We start from the raw sequence: 22365 nt of genomic DNA on the forward strand, positions 1-22365 counted from the left end.
GGCAGTTTTTCAGTAGCTTCTCGCAATCTGCAAAAGTTGTTGACTGGATCGCTTGATCCTTTTTCGGATGATATTAGCATAGGTTCGGAACTGAACTTTCGCGACGACGTCTTATAGCGATAGATCGCCCGTCGACACAAACTGTTGCTCGATGGGAAAAAACCAGCTTCGTTGTACATAACTAAATTTTCAACCGGAGTCCTAATGCAACCGCGGAATCGCGCTCCAGCTAGTCGTCAACAACGCCGTCCAAATCGAGGCTGTAAACTAAAATCTAAAAATTTGTCGTTCGAAAAATTGGAAGACCGCCGACTGTTGGCTGCGGATTTCGATTTCTATGACTTGAATTCATCGGGCCCATCGATTTTCGATCAGGCGGTCCAGATCGATGGCAAATTATTCTTTGCGGATGTTGACTCGGTCCACGGCGAAGAACTGAGGGTTCTCGATCGAAACACGAACGAAATCAGCTTGGTCGCAGATATCAATCCTGGTTTTGGCAATTCAAACGTGTCGACGAGTGAATGGATTGTCGTTGGCAATCGTTTGTTCTTTGCCGCATACGATCAAGCCAACGGCACAAAGCTACGCTGGTTGAACGCAACGGATCCCAACCTTACGATCCATACTTTGGACGTCACCCCATACGAATCCTTCACGTCTCCCATCGAAAAGAAGTACTTGCTGATCGGCAACAACCTTTTCTTCGCGGGGCGCGACGACGTTCACGGTACCGAGCTTCGTTGGTTCGACGCGACGTCTGATGATCCAACGATCCGGACGCTCGATTTAGCTCCCGGCACCGCGAGCTCTGAACCTGGACGTTATGGCGGTTTTGCAAACGTCGGATCGACAATCTACTTCTCAGCAACGATTCGCGATAATAATCAAGAACTCCATTGGTTCGACACTTCCGCAGCAACACCCGTTGTTCAGGATATCGATCTAAATCCAAATCATGGATCGCAGCCGGGTGAGGGCTCTGGATTTGCGTTGGCAAATGGCAAACTATTTTTCTCTGCTTTGGTTCAACCAGGTGATCCGCAACTACATTGGCTTGACACAACAAGCACTAACACATCTGTGGTTAAGATTCCAGGACCACTCAAATCGACAGGCCTGTACTCTTTCGGCGATCGGCTCTTTCACACAGGCTATACCTCTGGCTCTGGTTCCGAGATTCGTTGGATTGATACGAATAGCAGCCTGCCCGTTTTTCAGTCAGTTGCGTTGGGAAACATAACGAATATACAGGGCGGGAGCTTCGTACAAGTTTCCGACGTGGGGGCGGAGCGACTCTTCTTTGTTGCGTACGACTCTGTTCATGGAACGGAGCTCCGATGGATCGACGCGCTCGCTAGCGAACCGGTTATCAACACTATTGACCTTGTTCCGGGCAGCAATTCAAGCTCGCCACTCCAGCTGGAGCAAATAGGAGATTTTCTCTTCGCCTCGGCGGACGTCGACCAAACTGGTCGGGAAATATATTCGTTTGACCTTTTAAGTTCATCGACGACTCCAAGTTTAATGGATCTTAATCCTGGCAAGTCCGACTCGTCACCGACTACCGTACGCCAGGCCGCGAATGAATTCGTCGTTGCAGCCACCGATGCTTCAGGCCGTCAACGTATTCAACTACTTGATCTAGATTCAGCGGAGCATCAGATCCAAGCGATTGGTGAGCTTTCAAATTCCAGCAACTCCGGAGTATTCAGTACTCCCAGCTTTATCGAAGCTGGCAATCGTCTGTTCTTTACCGCTCAAATCGGATCAGTTTTTAGTCCGATGAATTTTTACTATGTTAATGCATCCGACGCCAGTTTTCAGCCGACGCCTGTCGCTTGGGCGACTCCATCGATGTCACTTTCAGTTCCAAGCAACAGCAAACCGATCCTGTCGGGTAATAGAGTTTTCACAAAGGCATTCGTTGGATCCAGGAGCCAATTGGTTTGGTTTGATCCGTACGCCATAACACCGAGTTGGAATGTTGTCCTAATTGCAGGAGGACAAGCTAGCGCAAATCCGGCGCAATATGGTGGATTTACCGCAATCGGCAATTTGCTTTACTTTACTGCCTACGACCTGGAGCATGGCTACGAGCTACGTTGGATCGACTTAAACGATCAAGAACTGGCTATTAACACAGTAGACATCAATCCGGGAGCAGCACACTCCAAAGCCGGTGAGTTCGGAGGCTTTACTCAAGTTGGCACGAAACTCTTCTTTACTGCCACGGACGCCACTCATGGCTCTAATCTCCGATGGATTGATACCGCGATAGATCCAAGCTTCGTACACACCGTATCACTTGAGAATGGTGGCTATTCGAACTCGGAAGCCGGAAAATTTGGAGGCTTTATTGCGGCGAACAACTTCTTGTTCTTCACAGCCTACTCAGTCGCAGAAGGTACTCAACTACGTTGGATTGATGCGACAAGTTCTGCCCCCGTCGTCCAGACACGCACCATCGAGCAATCGCTTTATACGCCTAGCCCCCCCGGCGAGTATGGAGGTTTTGCATTCGTAAACGACAAGCTCTATTTCTTTACGTCGATCGCTTCTCGCGGACGCGTGTTGGCTTGGATTGAGGTTGATGATCCTCAAGGAGAATTGGGGGCGGTCGAAATGAGTCCGGCCGCAACTTTAACTTTTAGACAGAGCCCCGGTCTTCACGTTGTAGACAACCGTTTGTACTTTGCTGGTACCGACAGATTAGACGTCGACAAATTGCGCTGGATAGACACTTCGGAAACATCACCTCAGGTGCATACAATTCAACATGAGGGCTCTACACGGCTTTCTGAGCCAGCGTTCTATAGCGGCTATCTGCAGGTTGGAAATCGGCTCTACTTTGCTTATACGGACAGTCAATACGGTAATGAATTGCGATGGGTTGACACTACCGATATCGACTCGGTGCTACACACCATCGACATCAACGCGGGTCCTAGGTCAGCCAATCCAGGTAAGTCTAGCACATCTCAGATCCCTCCATATCTTATCCCAGACGCCACCAATCGAACTACCGTGGCTTTTAATGGTAAAGTCTATTTCAATGCAGCAATCTTTGGCTTTGGGATCGAAATGGCAGCCGTTCGATTTACGGAATCGCCGACAAACCTAAGCCTCAATAATTCATCTATCCGCGAAGATCGTCCGTTAGATTATGTCATTGGTACGCTTTCGGCCACGGACCCAGACGAAACATCATCGCTCACCTATTCACTCGTGTTAGGCCCTGGCAGCGACGACAACAGGCTGTTTGAAATTTCGGGAAGTGAACTTATCCTCAAAACACCCGTAGGCTTCGAGACGAGATCAGACTATCAAGTTCGTGTTCGAGTTGAAGACTCGCTAGGTGCTTTCGAAGAGAAAATCCTTACTCTCAGTGTGCTTGATGTTCCTGAGATGCCGATAGCAAATGCGGGCGGTGACTATCAAGTTTACGAAGGTCTCGTTCTTACGCTCGATGGAACGGCTTCCACGGATCCCGAATCGGAACTGGAAGAATTATTTTTCGAGTGGGACATCAATTATGATGGAATTTCTTTCGACGTCGACAAGACTGGTCCGCTGCCTAGAATTCTCTTCCAAAACGACTCGCAGCAGCGAACGATTGCACTTCGAGTCACTGATCCATCCGGACTTAGTTCAATCGACGTGGCGATGATTAACGTTGTGAATGCATCGCCAGAATTCCATGTCGTTGGTCAGGCCTTATCGATCATAGGCTATTCCGCGGACTTGGAGCTTACCGTGCCGTTTGTTGATAGCGGCTACAACACTTGGAGCGGGATTGTAAACTACGGTAATGGCGACGAGCCATTAGTTATCGACAGCGAAAATCGCACATTCTTACTTACACACAGTTACACGCAACCGGGTGAATACGAAGTCCAGATTGCGCTTACCGATGACAGGGGAGAACAGTTCACACAGACCGTCGACGTCACGGTCGCCGCTGAACCGCTTGTTGAGTTTTCGGTAGCAAGCTATGTAGTAAGCGAAGCCGGTTCGCCGGCCGTTCCATTGCTACTGCGTCGTATCGGTTCACTCGCGAAATCATCAACGGTCGTGATTTCCATCGCGAGCACAAGTGCTTCAGCCTCAGACTTTCAAAATGTTCCACTGACCGTAGTCTTTGTACCCGGCCAACAGACGGCAACAGCGTTTCTGCGCATCTACGATGACTACGAAATCGAAACCAACGAGTCTTTGTCACTTTTGCTCAAAAGCCATGAAAATTCCGCGGTTGTTCTGCGTAGTACAGCAACAGTAATAATCACTGATAACGACTCAACGATTGTAACTAACCGTTTGGATAGTGGTCCCGGATCGCTGCGTGACGCTATACTTACCTCAAATGCAACTTCTGGTAAGCAAACAATTACCTTTGCTATTCCTGGAGCAAGCCTAGTCAAGAATATTGGGCCCGTAACATCGCTGCCAGTTATCACAGACCCGGTCATCATCGACGGTACTTCGCAGTTTGGATTCGAAGGCACGCCACTTATCAGACTCGGCGGCAGCTTGATCATAGATGGCGGCATCGGTCTCTCGATTTTCGCCGGCGAAAGTGTTATTAAAGGTCTATCGATTACGCAATTCGCCGAAGCTGGAATAAAGATATTTGGGCTCGGGAACAATCAAATTGTTGGTAACTTTGTCGGAGTAGCCACCGACGGGATCGTTCCGCGCGGCAATGGAGTCGGAATCCTCGTTCAAAACTCACCCAACAACACGATAGGCGGAACTCGTCTAGAGGAGCGAAACATAATCTCCGGAAATGATAAATCCGGAGTGATGCTAAACGGGAACTCAACGTCGAACACGCGCATTACAAATAACTTTATCGGTACAGATCAAACAGGTACCAAGATATCTCGCAACGCTTTACACGGTGTGCTCATCAATGGTGCACCCGGTAATATTGTGGGAGGATCGCTGCCGCAGGAAGGTAATGTGATCTCGGGAAATATTGGCTATGGCGTATACGTGCGCGGGATCAATAGCACCAGCAACCGCTTGGAAGGGAACGCAATTGGAACAGCCCCTAACACAATGTTCGCCGTTCCTAATACTGCGGCGGGTGTTGCTATCTACGGAGCGCGCGAAACAATCATTGGTGGAGATCTGTTCGGGCGAAACGTCATATCAGGTAATGGAGGCGAAGGCATTGTTGTTTCCAACGGTAGTTTAAGAACCGAAATCAACATCAATCTCATCGGCGCTTCACGAATAAACTTCGCACCCTTGCCGAACAAAAAATCTGGCGTTCTGATCCGCGGGTCGTCTTTGACAACTTTGCTGAACAGCGTAATTTCTAACAATGGCTTTCATGGGATTCAAATCGTTGATTCTCCCAACAATACAATTGGCCAACCAGACCAAGAAAATTACATCGTTGGAAATGGCGTGGCAGGTGTCTCGATCTCTGGCGGATCTTCCGTCAACAATGTGATTGACTCGAACACAATTATACTCAACAAGAATAGCGGGATCGTGTTGCGCGATGCTTCTAGCACTAGAATTTACAGCAACACGATCGGAACTCCTAGCAGCGACGGCGCAGTCAGTAATGCAAGGTTCGGCATCGATATCTACAATTCAAATGACAATAAGATAGGACTTGAGGAGCACGGCAATACAATTAGCTCCAACGGCGTTGACGGAATTTTTATTCGTGGCAACTCGACTGGTAACCGGATCCGAGCTAACTCGATTCACAATAACGTAAGGCTCGGTATTAATTTAGCAAGTGATGGAATAACTCCAAATGACATCGGCGATGCAGACGAAGGCCCCAATCGACTGCAAAACAATCCAACGCTTATTTCGGCAACCATAAATGGCACGTTGCTTACAATCCACTATTCAGTCGACACGCCGACAACAAACGCCGTGTTCCCACTGACCGTAGATTTTTATTTTGCAGATATCAGTGCACGAGAGGGGATGTCGTTTATAGGGTCTGATCTTCTTTACCAGTCGCACCCAGCGCAAGAACGAACTGTTGTCCTTGAGCTGACCGACAATAGACAGATAGCTCTCGTAGCGACTGCGACTGATTCGGTCGGTAATACAAGTGAGTTTTCGTTGCCTCTGACGATCGTAACTGAGGGAGCCAACTTGCACGATCAAGCTCTCACACTGGAATCGTGGCTGTAGGCTACTCCTTCGTCTAGCCATTGTGGTTCAACGCGGATACTGGCTTACGTACAGTCACTCCCTGCATCGACTTCTTGAACATCACGCAGCCCGGCTAGCGTATTGCGACTCAGAAGCAATGCGCAGCAACGGTCTTTTCTCTGCGACGCTGGGGCCGACGATACCGGCATGAACTTTGCTAGCTAAAGGCGTCGATACAGTCACTGGACGGCTATTTCTACATCCACTCTTTAACAGATGGCTATCCGATGGCTGCGCGTCCGACCTGGAAAGGTTACCTAAAACTGTCGCTTGTTTCGGTTCCGGTGAAGGCTTTTACCGTGGCCGACAGTAGCAAAAGCGACATCCATTTAAATCAGTTGCACACGGAGTGTCATCGTCGAATTCGCTACAAAAAGACCTGTCCAGAGCATGGCGAAGTTCCGAATGACGAAATCATATCGGGCTACCAGGTCGGTGAAGATCAATATGTGCCCATTGATAAGGAAGAACTTTCTGCAATCCGTACGAAAAGTGACCAGTCAATCGAGGTAGCAACCTTTATAGAACAAGACCAACTCGACGATCGATTTTTGACCGATCGATCCTACTACCTCGTGCCTGATGGCAAGGTTGCTCAAAAACCTTATGCCTTGATTAGAGACGTCCTTCAAAATGATGGTTTGAGGGCAATTGCGGAGGTGATCCTCAGCCAACGAGAACAGCATGTGGTCGTGCGTCCACTTGGAACATTACTAATCATGACTGTGTTACAGCATCAGAGCGAGTTAAAGACACCAACGGGTTTTGAAGAACACGTGAATGAAGTAGAGGTCGCCGATCACGAACTCAAACTGACTAAACAACTAGTTGAGGGTATGACACAGGAAGACTGGAACTTTGGGGAATACCGCGATGACTACCAAGTGCGACTGAGTGAACTGATCGAGGCCAAGGTAGAAGGCCGCGAATTAGTGAAACCGCCAGAGACTGAAGCACCAACCATTATCAATTTGATGGATGCGTTGAAGGCAAGTATCGATCAGATACCCGTTCCCAAACCTACTCAAAGCAACACGGCTAAGAAAACGAGTGCACGCAAAGCAACCGCAGCGAAGAAGCCGACTCGAAAGGTTGCTGCGAATACGAAACGATCGAGCTCGAAGAGTAAAACTACGAAGCGGAAAACGGGATGAAGCAAAAGAGGTCAACCTTTCCTGCAGGCTGGCGAGTAGCGTTCACTGGCCGACTGGCCTCAATGAGTCGGGCTACCGCGATTCAGATAGTCGTCGAGCGGGGTGGGGTAATTCAAAGTCGAGTCTCCCATCGAACTGACGCACTTGTAATTGGAGCGGATGGCTGGCCACTTCGAAACTCTGGTGATATTACTCGCAATTTGACACGTGCCCAAAAGCTGTTGAGCGTTTGCAACTCAATTGAAATCATGTCAGAAGCGGAATTCCTCGACAAAGTCTGCATCGTTGATCAGATTCATTCCCTACGCAAACTTTACACCATTGAGGAACTGAGCAGTCTGCTCGGAGTTAGCGGTTTACGGCTACGTCGCTGGGTGAAGCTTGGCCTGATTCCATCCGCGGAGGTGAGCTCATTTACGCCGTTGTTCGATTTCCAGCATGTGGTTGCTGCCAAAATGATCGTTCGCCTAGTGATGCGGGGCGTTGCACCGAAGAAACTCGTCGCAAATTTAAAGCGACTTGAGCGATGGCTGCCGCATAACAATGCTTTGCAGTCAAGCATTCTTGCCCTCGAGTCTCAACTGTTAGCCCGCAGCGGTGATTCATTGATCGATTCAACAGGGCAGCTTTACTTTCACTGGATTTCCAATGCAACCGGCCGGCTTGAGTTTGCCGAGGACGATACATTCCCCGACGCCGATATGCTTTTCGATGAAGCATTTAGCCTTGAACAAGAGGGCCATCCAAACGAAGCAATCGCGAGATACTCCCTGTGGATCGAACACTTCGGCGATGACAACGAAGTTCTTTTCAACTTAGCGAACCTCTATCTAAAAAATGATCTTATGGAACTTGCACGCCGTCACTATCATCGCAGCGTGAAAGCCGCGGAGCATTTCGCGCCTGCATGGAACAATCTTGGGTTATGCCTATACTCTTTAAATGACATCTCGGGCGCAATAACTGCAATGCGTCAGGCACTCGAATTAAACCCTGACAACGTCGACACGATTTTCAACTTGGCGGACATTTTGGACGAAGTCGACAGCTTGGCCGAAGCCCGGTTACTCTGGCATCAGATCATCCAGCATCGTGATTGCTCCGCAGAGATTAAAGACTATGCCCTTGCCAGAGTAGCAGCGAGTTGCTTGTCGTCCGTCCACACTTCATAAACGCGAGGGTTCAACGACTATGGGAAAGCTGGATGATTATCATCGCAAGCGGAACTTCCACAGAACTCCAGAGCCTGCGGGAAGCGAAACCTCGGATGCATCCAATCGCAATCTAGCGTTCGTCGTCCAAAAACATGACGCGAGAAACCTGCATTTCGATTTTCGTCTAGAACATGAAGGCGTGCTCAAGAGTTGGGCAGTCCCTCGTGGCCCAAGTTTGAATCCATCTGACAAACGTCTCGCTGTGGAGACCGAAGACCATCCGATTGAATACGGGGCTTTTGAGGGCATCATTCCAAGAGGTGACTATGGAGGAGGCTCGGTGCTGGTGTGGGACAGAGGAGATTGGCATCCGATTGGGGACGTGGAGAAGATGCTAAAGTCTGGCAACTTGAAGTTCCGACTCAGTGGACATCGACTCCGGGGCGAATGGGCATTAATTCGAACGCGTGTGAAGGAAAAGCAACAGCAATGGCTGCTCATTAAAAAGTTGGACGATTACTCGCGCACGGACGTTGATGTCGTTAAGCAATTCCCTGGAAGTATTTTGGGCAAGGATACGGAAACTTCCGGCGAATTTATCTCGCCCAAACTACCGACGCTCGCGAGCGAGCCTCCGCAGGGTAGCGATTGGGTGCACGAATTAAAGCTGGATGGTTACCGCATCCAGTTGCATTGGTGGGATAACGGCTTTCGGATGTTGACGCGAAATGGATTCGACTGGACCAGCCGATATCCTGCTATTGCGGACGACCTGGCGCGACTGGATCTTAAAAGGACGATCATTGATGGTGAACTCACCGCATTGGACCAGCAAGGTAAGAGTAGTTTCGAATTGCTGCAAGAGGCAAGATACCATCCTGAAATTCCGCTTGCTGTTTTTGCTTTTGATCTCCTTGTCTCTAACGATATCGATCATCGGTCCAATGATTTGTTAAGCCGGAAAAAAACGCTAAAGTCATTGGTAAGCTCAACATCCGGAGGTTCACTATCACCAAGGTTGCAGTATCTCGCGCACATCGATTCGGGCGTCGATGCATTTGTTCGTCAGTGCCAAGCCTTAGGTCTGGAGGGGATCGTATCGAAAAAAATCGATCGCAGCTATATTTCAGGCCGAGCGAACGACTGGTTGAAAACGAAGTTTCGATTTCGCGAGAGCCTTATCGTGATCGGCTACGAGTCTTCCCGGGCTATGGAACTTAGTAGCTTGTTGCTCGCCTTCTATGACGAAAGCTCGCAGCTAACTTTTGCAGGCCGCGTCGGCACGGGCTGGAACGAGAAGTCAGCGGGAAAGATCAGAGAAAGGCTTTCTAAATTAATTTCTGATCAATCGCCGCTCAAGACTACGCTCGCGAAACCACGGTACAACGGTTCACGGGAAACTCAATTGCATTGGGTACAACCGCTGTTGGTCGCAGATGTAGAGTTTGCCAACTGGACTAATTCTAAGCAGATGCGTCAGGCCTCTTGGATTGACTTTAATCCTGAGGTTCAACCCAATAACGTCACGGGCGCAACAATCTTCGGTAGCGAATTCAACGAAAACAGTAAACGCTCTAGCGGCGGAACGGCCGGTGGTAACGTAGCCAAATTGCCGGGGCTGAGTCATCCTGAACGCCTTCTCTTTCCAGACGACAACATTACCAAAGCAGATGTCGCAACTTATCTTTATAAAGTTAATCAGTGGCTGTTACCCCATATTCAAGGTCGGCCGATCAGCTTCCTACGGTTTTCAGACGGAATCCAAGGTGAAGGGTTCTTTCAGCGACATCCGGGCAAAGGCTTCCCTCAACAGATCACTAAACTACCAGTCGAAGGCGAGCAAGAGCCGTTGATGGTGATCGATGATATATCGGCATTGCTCGCGACTGCGCAAGCAAATGTAATTGAGTTGCACCCGTGGGGCTGTCATGGAAACGACATGAATCGTCCTGACCGAATGGTTATAGATCTTGACCCCGATGAAACTCTGCCATGGAATTTGGTCATCGAAGCGGCGTTTATTATTCGTTCAAAGCTGGAAAATCAATCGTTGCGATGTTTTGCAAAGACGACGGGGGGTAAAGGACTTCACGTCATAGTGCCAACGAACAAAAGCTGGGATTGGCGAGATCTGTTCGAGTTTTCAAAGTTGTTTGCATTCGAGTTAGCGAAAGAGTATCCCAAACTTTTCGTAGACAACATGTCAAAGTCTCGCCGACGTAACCGCATCTTCGTGGACTACCATCGCAATCGCCGCGGCGCAACCGCCGTTGCCGCCTATTCGCTTCGGGCCCGCGCAGGTGCCCCCGTCTCGACACCTGTTGCTTGGGACGAACTCGCAAGCGTTCATCCTTCTGATTTTACTCTATGGACTATACCTAGTCGGTTAGCGAACCTGACCAGCGATCCGTTTGCTCCGTTGGCCACAACTCTATGAAGGGGAATGATGATTTAGTTGTGACGTTTTCAAACGCGCTAAAAGTCAATTCCGTGAAGACTGACTTCTACTTTTTGAACTAGGCAATAACACATCTGTTCGAGGCCGATTGGTACATCAGGTGCAGGGAAACCACAATGCAGCACGCTGCTAGCTTTCTCAGCATGACGCGTTTTCATTTCATCCATTCTAACAAGCCAATGAACTTAATTAAACGGACCTTCGCAGAATTCTCAGCCGACAACTGTTCAACTCTGGCCGCAGCGTTGGCGTACTACACCGCATTCGCACTTCCTCCACTGCTGTTTCTCTTGTTGACCGTACTCACCTGGGGAATGTCGACCGTTTATGAATCGGACAAAGCAGAAGCTCAGGCCCAACAAACGATTAAGCAACAAGCTTCGGAGATTGTCGGAAACGAGAACGTGAGTGACGAAATTGCAAGTATCTTAGAAAACAACTACAAGTCTGAGGGAAAGTGGTGGAAATCTCTACTTAGCTTTGTTGGCATTCTCATAGGTGCGACTGGAGTCGTCGCAGCACTCCAGACCGCATTAAACCAAGTCTGGGAAGTAAAACCAGATCCGGATCACTCTGGCCTAGTGGACGTAATATGGAAACGCATCTTCTCGTTGGGCATGATCTTGGGACTGGCGTTTTTATTAATTATCTCTCTCGTCATCTCGTCCGCTGTAGCAGGCGTGGGTGACCAATTTCCGTCGATGTTTGGTATATCGGGAGCTGCTGCGACGGCCATTGACTTTTCGTTTCAAGTCTTAGTCGTCTTCGTCGTGTTTGCTGCCATTTTCAAATACATGCCAGACGCGCAGATCCAGTGGAAGGATGTTCTCGTAGGCGCAGCCTTGACGACGGTGCTATTCCTCGTTGGTCGGTTTGCTATGCAAATCTATTTTCAATACAGCACCCCCGGCGCACAGTTGGGTGCTGCCGCTGCATCGTTAGCAGTTCTTCTTGTGTGGGTCTACTACACTGCGATGATTGTGTTGCTCGGGGCGGAGGCAACGCAGGTTTATGCTACAACGCGAGGTAGGGGCATCAAACCAGAATCACACGCCGTCAAAGTTGAAGAGAAAGTTGTAAGAACAAGCGATGCAAAAAGCTAGTTCGCGATACTCCGTCTGCTCCACAATTGATTAAGTTTCACGGCAAGCCTTGATCAAGATTCGGTTTAGCGCAGTAAAACCATGACAGTCGATTTTGCATAGTTGCCGCGCATGAGTCAAGAAAGTCTCTCAGTTGCAACAAATCCCCCTAGAAATCCATTAATCATCCTCGTTCCTGCCACTGTGCGCCAGCGAAGAAGATTCTCTCAAAGGCTGCAACAATCTGTGACACATCGGAATATCTTTATCGGTTCGATGAACGACTAACTGCCCAGATGCTGGGTAATCGGTCACGCTCGCCACGGATGGCAACGTTTCTTCATTGAATCCTCCTAATACTCACACACGCCTATCGAAAGAAAAACGAGGTCAAGGATTAGCTATTTCCAGCAAGCAACGACGATTGCCATCATTTCAATTCAGCCTGTAATATTGCCTGAATTGACTAAATACCACGCGTCTACCTCATACCCACTTATGTGTTATACAAGCACAACACGTTACACCCTCAGCTAGTTGTAATTTTAGACCGGTATATCAGTTGCTCCATCGCCCTCTGACAATCTCGGTAACTATCCAACGAATCACAGGTAATGTAATGAGTCAACAAAACCCATCTTATGAAAGCCATACCGGAGTCGGCAGTTCGAATAAACCGTCTAATGTACAACACACAACCTCATCACCTTCGGCTGGTGCTGGAAATGTCGCGTCGCCTTCAAAGCACAATGCGCCCAACTTCGGCAATGACGAGAATTCGCTCAAGAATCGAGTAGCCAATTCTGCTCAACACAAAGCATCTGAAGTGAGAGATGATCTGCAATCAAAAGCTTCGGAAGCGACCGCTGCGGTAAAACACAAGGCAGCAGAGGCGACAGAACAGGCCAAAGCGTCGGGGCGAAAATATGCGGCTGAAAAGATGTCGAAGCTATCTGAAGAAGTAGGCGTTTTTAGCAGTGCGATAAGAAAGGCCTCAGGCAAACTGCGGGAAGAGAAGCACGACTCCATTGCAAGCTACGTTGATGCTGCAGCCGAACATCTAGACCATATACGCGATTCACTTGAGAGTAAATCGGTGTCCCAGGTAATGGACGACTTACAAGACTTAAGCCGTCGGCGTCCTGAAATCGTCTATGGGGGTCTGTTCGTCGCTGGATTAGCAGCCATGCGATTCTTGAAAGCGTCCAAGCCACGGCGGAATAGCAATACGCAGCGTTCCGAGCTCCATAACGATCCCTATCGCGGGAGTCGGCGTCAGTCTACAGGCTCCGAACATCGCGACGCGCATCCAACGTCGTCGGTTTACGCCGCTCCTGCGGCAATAAATCCTTTGGCGTCAACGGAAGGCCACTACGGAGACGCAAATAGGGGACATTACTCTCCAGGAAGCGGAGCAAGTAATGCTACGCCGACAGGTGATGCTTTCAGCGGTATCGCTTCAAGCGAAATGTCCTCACCTAAAGCAGAGTCAGCGAAACGTTCGTCGGGCAACGACTTAGGCTCGCATCCTTCCTCTAAGCGATCTGGAGTTTCGCAATGAGTACTAACTATCAAACAAACACTGGCGAACAACGATCTCTTTCCGAATTAATACGCGAGTTGCGCGACGAGTCGATCTCACTCGTTCGTGAAGAAGTCGCGTTGGCTAAGACTGAGGTCGGAGAGAAAGTATCGCGGGTAGGGCGTAACACTATTATGTTGGTAGTCGGTGGGGCAGTGGCACACCTCGGACTAATCTTTTTGTTACTCGCATTGTCAGAAGGCCTAGACGCGACTTTTGTCGCAATGGAAATGCCTTTCCATGGTGAATGGCTAGCGCCTCTCATTGTTGGCTTGCTAGCAGCGATAATTGGCTTTGCAATTCTCATGAAGGCCAAGAGTACATTGGCCAACACATCGATCGTCCCGCACAAAACCGCTCAGACATTACAAGACGATAAGCAATGGATAAAGGAGAAAGTGCAATGAGCCAGAACAGATATGATCAGGTAATTGGCGATGAAGTTCCCCAAGATAGATTAGAAAATGAAAGCAGCGATGCGATTAAACACCGCATAGACCGTACGCGTAACGCGATGGACGAGACCCTCGATGAAATCGGCGACCGACTGAATCCGCACACTCTCTTGGATGAAGCAATGGCGCTCTTTCGTAGTCGTGGAGCCAAGGACTCGGCCAAGAGAGCTAGTGGCGCGGTCGGTGACTTCGCGAAAAACCTTGGGCGACAAGTTCGCGATAACCCCATTCCCACGTTATTGGTAGGGGCCGGCTTGGCATGGCTAGCACTTACTGATCAGGAAGATGACGAGCCAGATTATTACGAACCGTCACTCAGTCGCAACCTCCGCCCGGGCGCAGACCTCGGTACTGATTTCCTAGATCACGAGCAAGACGATTCGATCTACGACTTCAACACAGGTTCCGTCGGAGATTTTGAGAATAAGAAGTTCACCAAAGAACCTAGTTCCTCCGAAGCCGATTCGGAAAGCATGTCCTCCCGAGCCAAAGACGCCGTGTCTTCTGTCGGCGAGTCAGTATCGGACGCAGCAACGAGCCTAGGCGAGAAGGTGTCTCACGCTGCAAGCGCCGCAAAGGATGCAGTGACGGGAGGAATGTCGAACATGAGTTCGGCCGCAGCTTCGGCCGGAGAACGCGCTCGCGATGGCTATCAGAGCGCACAGAAACGGCTTAGCTCAACTTACCGCAAAGCAGGGAAGGGGAGTCAGCGTGCAGGCCGGTCGGCACGTGCCGCGTACAGAAGCGGAATAGGTGAAATATCTGAAGTGTACGATCGAACGACTAGCCGACTTCGCGAAGCTCACCACGACTATCCTCTTGGTATGGGGCTCGGATTTTTGGCCCTTGGTGCACTTGCTGGTTTAGCAATTCCCCGGACACGACAAGAGGACGAATGGATGGGTGAATCCTCGGATCATTTCCGGGAGGAAGCACTGCATGCTGGCGAGGAAGCAATTGAGCGTGGCAAAGACGCAGTGGCTGGCACGGTGCAAGCCGCGAAGCGATCCGCTGAAGAGCAAGGCCTTACGGGAGAGAACCTTGCAAGCCGCGCAAGTCACGTGGCAGAGAAGGTGGCAACCTCAATCAGTGACGCTGCCAAGGAAGAGGGCTTACACCCGCAACAACTTCAGGAGCAAGCCAAGAAGGTTGCCGAAGATACTTCTCAAAAGGCTCAGCAAGAGCTCGACGCAGCAGAGAAGGATACGAAGAAGACAGCCGAAAAGGTTGACCCCGATTTAAGGAAGGCTACAGAAGGGAAAAACACATCGCCCCCTAAAGCCTCGGCGAAAAAGTAAACCTCGGCTTCTTCCCAGCCATAACTTGATTCCCAACGCATGGCAAAGTTGCCAGCGTGCGCTGGGAGAGGGTGCGAGTCGCGTAAATGAAGAAGTTTACTTAACACTTAGTCTCGCCCGTTTGTTCGGCTATTTGCTATCCTAGGTCAAGATCCTCGATGAAGCGAGTGGTAAGCTCGACCTCTGATTCGTCGACACCAAGTGTTTCAACAATGATCGGACGCAGTTCGCCCAAGACATCATCGACCGTTCTAAGGTCCAGTTGCTTTGTTGCCATGCTTGTTCCGGCGATTTTGGCGGCAACGTCGCCGAATGTTTCCCAGTTACGTGGAGGCGTTACGCGAAAACGGACAGTCAGAATGTGAAGGCAGAAAATCGCAAAGCCTGCAACCACAAGTGTAAGTGGGAAAACCTTGAAATCAATTGCGGCCGCAACCCATAGCGCGCTAAGAAGCAAGGCTACTGCTGAAGTTGCCAAAGCCGTTCGAAGGATTGGGGGGCGTTGAAGTTGTCGTGGCAATGTGCCAAGCAGTTTCTCCAATCGTTTCCATACTTCACGTCGATGAACGACCGTTAGAGTCTCGGTGATTTTGTCGCGAGGTCGAATTTGAAAATTATCGTTGCCGGTTGTCGCACGAACAGCTGTCCTAAGTTTTAAGAATGCGGTAAGCGTAGGACAGTGCGAACTGTGAGCCACCTTTATGCGGTCAAAGACCAAATTGACAAGATCTCCAACCGTGCGAATCCTCTCAGCACTTGAGTCCTGAATTGTGATGCCAAAGTGATCTTCGACCTTCATTACCAGTTCAACACCGTCAAGTCCCATGATTTAAGCTAACAAGTCGGTAGCAAGTGCCCCATTCGCGCCTGAAAAAAGTTATGAGCCAAATTTGCGGACACCTGCAAGTGAACTAAACGCTCGGTCCAGACTAGTCGAACACTTCGTACTTACACTCTAACAGTGAATTCTCGATCCGCGTTTTCCAATCCTCGGACGAGTCTTCAGGATACACAGCATTGGTCTATGCATATGTTCGCTAACATCTCAGCGTTAGGCAAAACTGATTTTGAGTCCCATTTCCTTCATTTGCAACAAGGCTTCTGCATTCCCGCGAGCATCATCCACAGGATTATGCGTATGCTTCGTTTTTCGCAAATGCTTAAAATTGACAAATGTGTCCTTCTGCATTCCCTTATAGAGCGAACCAAGGTTTGTAGAACTGAATCCAAAAGGGTTGCTGCCAAGGAAGTGATGAAAATACCAGTTGATAAATTGCCAATCGAACCCGTTATTGTCCGACACGAAAAGCGTTCTACCTTTGCAGTTTTCTTTGAGCCAAAAGTGGAATTGCTCCATAACGGTTTTTGGTTCATCGAATGCCATGCATTCATCGCGAGTGAAGCCACTGACTGCCAGAGCATCGGGAATGAAAGCGTCAGAAATCGGCTTGAGTTTTCCGTAAAACGTTCGATTCAGCTCGGGCTCAACAATGACCGCACCAAAGCAGATCATGGAATAGTCGCCGGGGATGGGGCCATCGGATTCAACATCAACCATGACGTAGGGCACGTGAACTGGTCTCCTGTATTCGGATCTGGTGCAGGGAACAAACGACTCGAACAAGTACTTGTTTTGGGGCAGGAGTCGTCAACTTAATTTGGGCGACGCAGGGCCAGTGATGGCGAATTGCGTTAGACAAGATCACTCATACTCTTTAAAAGCCTAACACATGGAAGACACTAATTCTAGAGCTCGCAGATTCAAGAGAACGCACAGCCCTGCTTTAAGGCAATCAGGTAGCGATTGAGCGTCGTTCATCGATTCGCCCTCGGCCAAAGTCAGTTTACTCGTGTTGCCTAGATTCAATTAACTGTTGAAACTCATAAAACTCGGGACTTTCGGTATACTCGCTCATTTCGACGTCACTCAAGACACTTTCTATGTCGATCGAGTGCCCAAATCTTTGTTCAATATCAAGAAATTGTTGCGTTAGTTGTCGAAACTCACGTCGTCTAGCTGCAATCACTAGGCCTGTCCGGTAGATTGCATATATGTCTGGAAAGGCAATTCGAACGCGCTCGATTACTTCATGAGCTTCGTTCAATCGGTCAGACACGAGAAACGCTTTCGCGCGAGGTAAGTCCAGAAAGTTATCGCCGCCAATCATAGCATCGATACGATGAATACACCTGAGAGCTTCGTCCGTATTCTTTTGCAGGATAGATAAGTCTAACAGAACATGATCTGGAATAGATTTTTCAGGGTTGTACTTTTTGAATCGCTCCACTTCGACTGCAAGTTCTTCGCCAGAAATACGACCTGCAATATCAAGTGCCAACATGAGATAACGCTGTTCCGCTTGCAGTTCTTCAGGGATTGTTCGAAACTCTTTCAGCGATTCTTCGAGCTTTTCATTAAACCTTACTGCTTGGGTCATCTTGCTGAATGTGGCTAAGTGTGCATAAAACAATTTGCCAGATTCGCTTACTTCGATCGTCCTACCTCTGACTTGAATCTGTGACGCCAAATTGCTCAATAGATCGTCTTGCGTCCAGATGCCCAGCGCCGTCGACTTAAAGTCACTCGCGACCGGCATGGCGTCCTCAGTAAGCGTCAATTTGTATTCGTGATAACAAAAGCCGCCGTGTCGGTTAACCAATCTGAATATTGGATGGTATGAATTTTCCGCCTTCTTTAGCTTTAGAAATTGATAAGTCCCTCGGTCTTGCACTTGTGAGATCACCGAGGCCATCATGGATTGATTGGAAGCTTCCTCAAGGTAAATTTGTTTCACTTGCTCTGGATAGTTTACCGTACGAAAAACGAGGTCGTAAATTAGCTTCATATCAACCAGCTCATCAGCACCTTTCTGGTCGAGCTTTTTAATCGATTGTTCCAGGTCATTTGCGAAGTTGAGGGCCTGGGCTTCCGTTACCTCTTCGATGCCGACGCCGTAGTTCAAACTCGTTGTCGTTGGATTGTTATTTTCATCGTTCAGGAACGGCTGCTCGCACCCAACGACAAACGCGCAGATGAATAGAGCAAACCATTGCGCAAGGGGAAACAACCTGTTTCGTCGACGGGGGAACATGCGTAAGTTTCTGAAGCGGGCGTCGCTGGCGTTTTGCTTTGAAACTGTTTCGGTATCGATGTAACTCAATCAATTGCACCTAATTGATGAACAGTTGCGAAAATAGGGATTCGGTCAAGAAAATCAAGCGATTAAAAACGCCTCCTGCACGGATTCGCTGCAGGAATGCTTCACACGAGAGTGAATACGAAGGGTACGCCAAATTATAAAGCATCGTCTGTGTTGTCTTCAAGAATTGGTACCGAATCTGATGCCCCATTTCGAATCAGAGATCGAATCGTGATCATTGCGAAAGCGACACCAAGCCCCTCCCCAACGAGCCATATATTTCGATCCAGTATTGCCAGAAACCCAATTCCAAGCAAAAACAAGACGCCACATGCCTGAATGAACCGCTCGGGCATAGTAGTTATCCCATTCACGGCTCGCTCCCGCCGAATCAGCCGTATGGCCATCCAGCTTGACGCAAAAGCAAGACCGCCTAAAAGGACAATGCATCCAATAATTGAGCCAATCGGTACGTTAGGAATATCCATTGTTGCAACTGCGACGACCATTACGAAACAGCCGCAACAGAGAATCGCAGCGGGAACAAGCACGGCAATGGCCGCTTTCCGCGTGGGCTCGCCCATCTGAGCGATGTAGTCAGTTTTCGTCATACACTAGCCATTAACGACAGCTGCGGCGACTCTTCCACATTTGGCCGATTCTTCATTAGATCGCTCACCTTCATCTCTTCATCATGCGTATCGCGAGAGAGGAAATTCACGCATGTCGCCATTCTCTGAAGCTTGAAAGATCATATTAGCATCCACGTCGAGGCAGGTAAGCCATTTCCCGCCATTCGCATAGGTGTCAATGCAAACCCAGCCGTCGAACACAAGTGGTATACCGTCTAATTGTGCCGTGTGACCACAAACGACACGTTTTCCCGAAACGTGCGGCTGCTCCGAGCCACCTATATGCTTCCATCGCAAGAAGTCAGACATCTGGTTTGGCATCGACACATCCGACTCAAGGCAAGCGTGAACAAATATCTCAGTTCCAGTTTCGTAGAACGATGAACTTGAGACTAGTAAGCGAATATGCTCCGGCGGAATGTTATCGATTGAGCCGCCGTATGAATCGAGCGTCGCTTGCCCTCCTGCTTCGAGCCAAGCGTTGAAGAACCCTCGGCCGGAGATTGCGCTACGCATCATTTCTTCATGATTACCACCAATCAAAACGACTTTGCATTTTTTTCCAAGTGACAACACTTGGTCAACAACTTGTTTGCTGGATGGTCCGCGATCAACCAAGTCGCCAAGAAATACAATCGTATCAGCTGAAGTTACCGCAATCATACCCAGCAGTGTCACTAGTGCACGATAACAACCATGAACATCACCAATTGCAAGGGTGCGACTTACCATCTTATATTAAATCCGCCATTATTTTCAATTGCATGATAGAAATCCGTGAGCACCGTAGAGCGGGTTCTTCTTTTGTCAATCTTCAGCGATGATCAAAAAGAAGTGAATCGCCGACGGCAGATCGGCGTACGTAATAAGATTGACAGAGTTTGTACACAAGATGTTCAATAGCACGACGCATAAATATGAGAGGATCGCCACCATTTAGTTAAGTAGCGTTTTTCGTCAGGATAGGATCTACGGCGGCAACGATCTCCTTGACCAGTTCAGGGTCCATGAATTTGTAGTTATCTGGAATGTCAAGAACGTGGAGTTCTTTGAATCGCATTTCACCGGGATACTCGGCTAATAATCGTTGCTTATGCTTCTCTTCCATCACCAAGACGATGTCAGCCCAAAATAGATCAACTAGAGTTACTCTTCTACGAGCATTCTTGTTTGTGCCGCAGGACCGAGCACTCACAAGTGGTTTGCCTGCGTAAACTTTCTCACAAGTTGGACTGCGCCACTGGTTCCTTGAGCAAACGAATAAGATCTTCACTGACTCTTGGTCAAGCATCTCAGTTTCTTTCACCGGCGGATACTCGAAGCCAAGCTGTTTCGCACGGCGCAATTTGTTGGTTCGAGTGTAAACATGCTTCCATTTCTTTTCACGTGGCCAATCGTCTTTTGTCATGATATAGCGAGAATGGCCTCCTACTCATCTGGCGGCAGCAAGTTAGATTGAAAATAGTCGAGTATGTCCGGCCCGCGGTTATACACAAATGATTGTTATGTGGCTTCTGCAACGATTGCAAGGTCTACCGCACCGGGACAACCCAGATCTCATTTATCTGCTGCCTGAATTGTATACTGCCATATTCTATTTCGCATACTCCCTGACTTTTCGGAAATGGTTCCCTTTTTTTCACGCGTATTGCTATGGCTTTCGACTATTCCAACGGTATCACCGATAGGGAAGCATTCGTGTCGTAAGGCGATTCCTTGTGAATCATCAAGATGGCACCAGAAGGAATCTCATCCTTGTGAATGTTACTCCGTAGAAGTAACGGAAGACTCTTGCGCTCGGTCGTTCGAATCATTCCGAGTCCACTAATAGCGGTGCGGATTTCTGAACCATCTGGACGATGCTAGTTGATGTGGTCTTCCATGCGAACAGCGGGACTGTCTGCTTAGAGCAACTCCGCGCAAACAACACATCCGCGACCTCCAATCTCGCATGCAATTTCAACGATGGTTTTCAGTACACGCATCACTTCGTAGTTGCGGCGCTCACTTTACCGCCGGTGAAAGGAATAGTTCCTGAGATTTGAATCTCGACAACTCGTCGTTCATTCACTTCCGTCCGTTGTGCACACGTTGTTACGTCTCGGTTTGGCGACGGCGATATTCCAAAATATACCGAATTGCATCTCCAACGGTATGGATGCTTGCCGCTTCGTCCTCGGAAATCCAAACTCCAACCTCCTCTTCAAGTTGCATTACAAACTCGATATTTTTCAGCGCGTCGCAGTCCATCGACAGGTTTTCTAGGGGAGTGTCAAGTTTGAAAACTGAACCCCCATGTGCCCGCTGAATGAACGATTTGTATTTATTGAGGAGATCGACAGATTCGATCATCAAGTGCCCGCAGTTCGGACAAGTCGCGTCGTTTCCGGGATCGGAGAATTCAACGTGGAAATCTGCACCACAGAGAACACAGCGTCCTGGCCATCCACCGGGAGTGCTAGACGATACGGTCATCTATGTTTCCTTTCGCAGTCGGATCTTCTGATGTTGGGCACACAACTATAGAGTTCAGCGAACTCCGACGATTAATGTTACTCAAGCCAAACAGATTGATATAGCGGTTACATGGTGGTTCATGCCGTTCAAAATCTATTTTGAAACATGCCTTCTGCCAACATCCTTTTCATCCATTGATCGGGTACACAATGTGCAAGCCCATGTTCGTGCTTTTCCATTGACATGCAATCGGTGAACACTACAAAATCGTCAGTGTAGTAATCAGAGCTCCACTTTCTGAGATTCAATGACATACAAGCATCTGCTAACGTGCTGCCGATCATCCGCAAACATTCATACTGATCGATATCGCAGTTGTCTGATTGTTGGTATTCGTACCACTGAAGCAGGGCTTTATAGAGTTCTTCTGACTCAATTGAGACAGTTCCTGCGCCGTTAATGAATTCCCCCCAACCATAGAGAAAATACTCTCTTGCTTCGACAGAAGCATGCTTCCTTTCAATGCTATATCTGTAGCTTGAAGGGACCGCGTAAATTCTTTGACCGTGCTCCGCGTGATCTGACGGATAAGCGTCCCACCCGAAGTAGGGAACGAACGCTACATAGAGCTTGTCAAGCGGTTGAAGGTTGTTCAGTGCTTCAGAAATTCCATCAACATAGAGCCGCGATATCGTCTGTAACAATTCTTTCATCTAGCTATTCCAAAAGAACGACCAAAACCACACAGTTGAACTCGACACTTG

The 22365-nt window shown here is 48.8% G+C and carries 16 protein-coding genes; 8 read left to right on the forward strand and 8 right to left on the reverse strand.

Annotated elements, in window-relative coordinates:
* Positions 1-282 precede the first annotated feature (282 nt).
* The 8 genes from SH451x_RS17640 (at position 283) to SH451x_RS17675 (ending at position 15372) form a co-directional block, all read left to right on the forward strand.
* Positions 283-6168, forward strand: a complete 5886-nt coding sequence (locus SH451x_RS17640; RefSeq protein WP_479358314.1) for a right-handed parallel beta-helix repeat-containing protein — start codon at positions 283-285, stop codon at positions 6166-6168.
* Between the two features lie 248 nt (positions 6169-6416).
* The gene (ku, locus tag SH451x_RS17645) at positions 6417-7343 is read left to right on the forward strand and encodes a non-homologous end joining protein Ku (protein ID WP_479358315.1); all 927 of its coding nucleotides are present in this window, start codon (positions 6417-6419) and stop codon (positions 7341-7343) included.
* Positions 7344-7405: 62 nt separating this feature from the next.
* The gene (locus SH451x_RS17650; RefSeq protein ID WP_479358316.1) at positions 7406-8515 is read left to right on the forward strand and encodes a tetratricopeptide repeat protein; all 1110 of its coding nucleotides are present in this window, start codon (positions 7406-7408) and stop codon (positions 8513-8515) included.
* A gap of 19 nt (positions 8516-8534) precedes the next feature.
* Positions 8535-10934 carry a DNA ligase D gene (gene ligD / locus SH451x_RS17655; RefSeq protein WP_479358317.1) on the forward strand — a complete coding sequence of 800 codons (2400 nt, stop codon included), beginning with the start codon at positions 8535-8537 and terminating at the stop codon, positions 10932-10934.
* Positions 10935-11134: 200 nt separating this feature from the next.
* The gene (locus SH451x_RS17660) at positions 11135-12058 is read left to right on the forward strand and encodes a YihY/virulence factor BrkB family protein (RefSeq protein WP_479358318.1); all 924 of its coding nucleotides are present in this window, start codon (positions 11135-11137) and stop codon (positions 12056-12058) included.
* Between the two features lie 598 nt (positions 12059-12656).
* The gene (locus SH451x_RS17665) at positions 12657-13598 is read left to right on the forward strand and encodes a hypothetical protein (RefSeq protein ID WP_479358320.1); all 942 of its coding nucleotides are present in this window, start codon (positions 12657-12659) and stop codon (positions 13596-13598) included.
* Positions 13595-14026, forward strand: a complete 432-nt coding sequence (locus tag SH451x_RS17670) for a phage holin family protein (RefSeq protein WP_479358321.1) — start codon at positions 13595-13597, stop codon at positions 14024-14026. Before SH451x_RS17665 ends, SH451x_RS17670 begins: the two co-directional genes overlap by 4 nt.
* The gene (locus tag SH451x_RS17675) at positions 14023-15372 is read left to right on the forward strand and encodes a DUF3618 domain-containing protein (RefSeq protein WP_479358322.1); all 1350 of its coding nucleotides are present in this window, start codon (positions 14023-14025) and stop codon (positions 15370-15372) included. The genes SH451x_RS17670 and SH451x_RS17675 overlap by 4 nt, the downstream gene beginning before the upstream one ends.
* A gap of 136 nt (positions 15373-15508) precedes the next feature.
* Here the strand turns inward: SH451x_RS17675 and SH451x_RS17680 are convergent, their stop codons facing one another.
* The 8 genes from SH451x_RS17680 to SH451x_RS17715 form a co-directional block, all read right to left on the reverse strand.
* A complete protein-coding gene (locus SH451x_RS17680) occupies positions 15509-16198 on the reverse strand; it encodes an acyl carrier protein (protein ID WP_479358323.1) in 690 nt (229 codons plus the stop codon).
* A gap of 225 nt (positions 16199-16423) precedes the next feature.
* On the reverse strand, positions 16424-16942 hold the full coding sequence (locus SH451x_RS17685; protein ID WP_479358324.1) for an exonuclease domain-containing protein: 519 nt from the start codon (positions 16940-16942) through the stop codon (positions 16424-16426).
* Between the two features lie 274 nt (positions 16943-17216).
* Entirely contained in the window at positions 17217-18533 is a 1317-nt protein-coding gene (locus SH451x_RS17690) for a hypothetical protein (protein ID WP_479358325.1), read from the reverse strand.
* Between the two features lie 134 nt (positions 18534-18667).
* A complete protein-coding gene (locus SH451x_RS17695) occupies positions 18668-19123 on the reverse strand; it encodes a hypothetical protein (protein WP_479358326.1) in 456 nt (151 codons plus the stop codon).
* An 81-nt stretch (positions 19124-19204) separates the two neighbouring features.
* A complete protein-coding gene (locus tag SH451x_RS17700) occupies positions 19205-19876 on the reverse strand; it encodes a metallophosphoesterase family protein (RefSeq protein ID WP_479358327.1) in 672 nt (223 codons plus the stop codon).
* A gap of 208 nt (positions 19877-20084) precedes the next feature.
* Positions 20085-20552, reverse strand: coding sequence for a low molecular weight protein tyrosine phosphatase family protein (locus SH451x_RS17705; protein WP_479358328.1), 468 nt, complete (start codon positions 20550-20552; stop codon positions 20085-20087).
* A 686-nt stretch (positions 20553-21238) separates the two neighbouring features.
* Complete coding sequence (locus tag SH451x_RS17710; protein WP_479358330.1) at positions 21239-21619, reverse strand: acyl carrier protein; 381 nt, start codon at positions 21617-21619, stop codon at positions 21239-21241.
* Between the two features lie 128 nt (positions 21620-21747).
* Positions 21748-22314: a hypothetical protein gene (locus SH451x_RS17715; protein WP_479358331.1), complete on the reverse strand. Its 567-nt coding sequence runs from the start codon at positions 22312-22314 to the stop codon at positions 21748-21750.
* Positions 22315-22365: the final 51 nt, after the last annotated feature.

The sequence above is a fragment of the Njordella aestuarii genome, assembly GCF_056494165.1.

Excerpts from the sequence above, each read along its gene's own strand:
- ku (WP_479358315.1), top strand. The coding sequence starts at position 6,417 with ATGGCTGCGCGTCCGACCTGGAAAGGTTACCTAAAACTGTCGCTTGTT.
- SH451x_RS17650 (WP_479358316.1), top strand. The coding sequence starts at position 7,406 with ATGAGTCGGGCTACCGCGATTCAGATAGTCGTCGAGCGGGGTGGGGTA.
- ligD (WP_479358317.1), top strand. The coding sequence starts at position 8,535 with ATGGGAAAGCTGGATGATTATCATCGCAAGCGGAACTTCCACAGAACT.
- SH451x_RS17660 (WP_479358318.1), top strand. The coding sequence starts at position 11,135 with ATGAACTTAATTAAACGGACCTTCGCAGAATTCTCAGCCGACAACTGT.
- SH451x_RS17665 (WP_479358320.1), top strand. The coding sequence starts at position 12,657 with ATGAGTCAACAAAACCCATCTTATGAAAGCCATACCGGAGTCGGCAGT.
- SH451x_RS17670 (WP_479358321.1), top strand. The coding sequence starts at position 13,595 with ATGAGTACTAACTATCAAACAAACACTGGCGAACAACGATCTCTTTCC.
- SH451x_RS17675 (WP_479358322.1), top strand. The coding sequence starts at position 14,023 with ATGAGCCAGAACAGATATGATCAGGTAATTGGCGATGAAGTTCCCCAA.
- SH451x_RS17680 (WP_479358323.1), bottom strand. The coding sequence starts at position 16,198 with ATGGGACTTGACGGTGTTGAACTGGTAATGAAGGTCGAAGATCACTTT.
- SH451x_RS17695 (WP_479358326.1), bottom strand. The coding sequence starts at position 19,123 with ATGACGAAAACTGACTACATCGCTCAGATGGGCGAGCCCACGCGGAAA.
- SH451x_RS17700 (WP_479358327.1), bottom strand. The coding sequence starts at position 19,876 with ATGGTAAGTCGCACCCTTGCAATTGGTGATGTTCATGGTTGTTATCGT.
- SH451x_RS17705 (WP_479358328.1), bottom strand. The coding sequence starts at position 20,552 with ATGACAAAAGACGATTGGCCACGTGAAAAGAAATGGAAGCATGTTTAC.
- SH451x_RS17710 (WP_479358330.1), bottom strand. The coding sequence starts at position 21,619 with ATGACCGTATCGTCTAGCACTCCCGGTGGATGGCCAGGACGCTGTGTT.
- SH451x_RS17715 (WP_479358331.1), bottom strand. The coding sequence starts at position 22,314 with ATGAAAGAATTGTTACAGACGATATCGCGGCTCTATGTTGATGGAATT.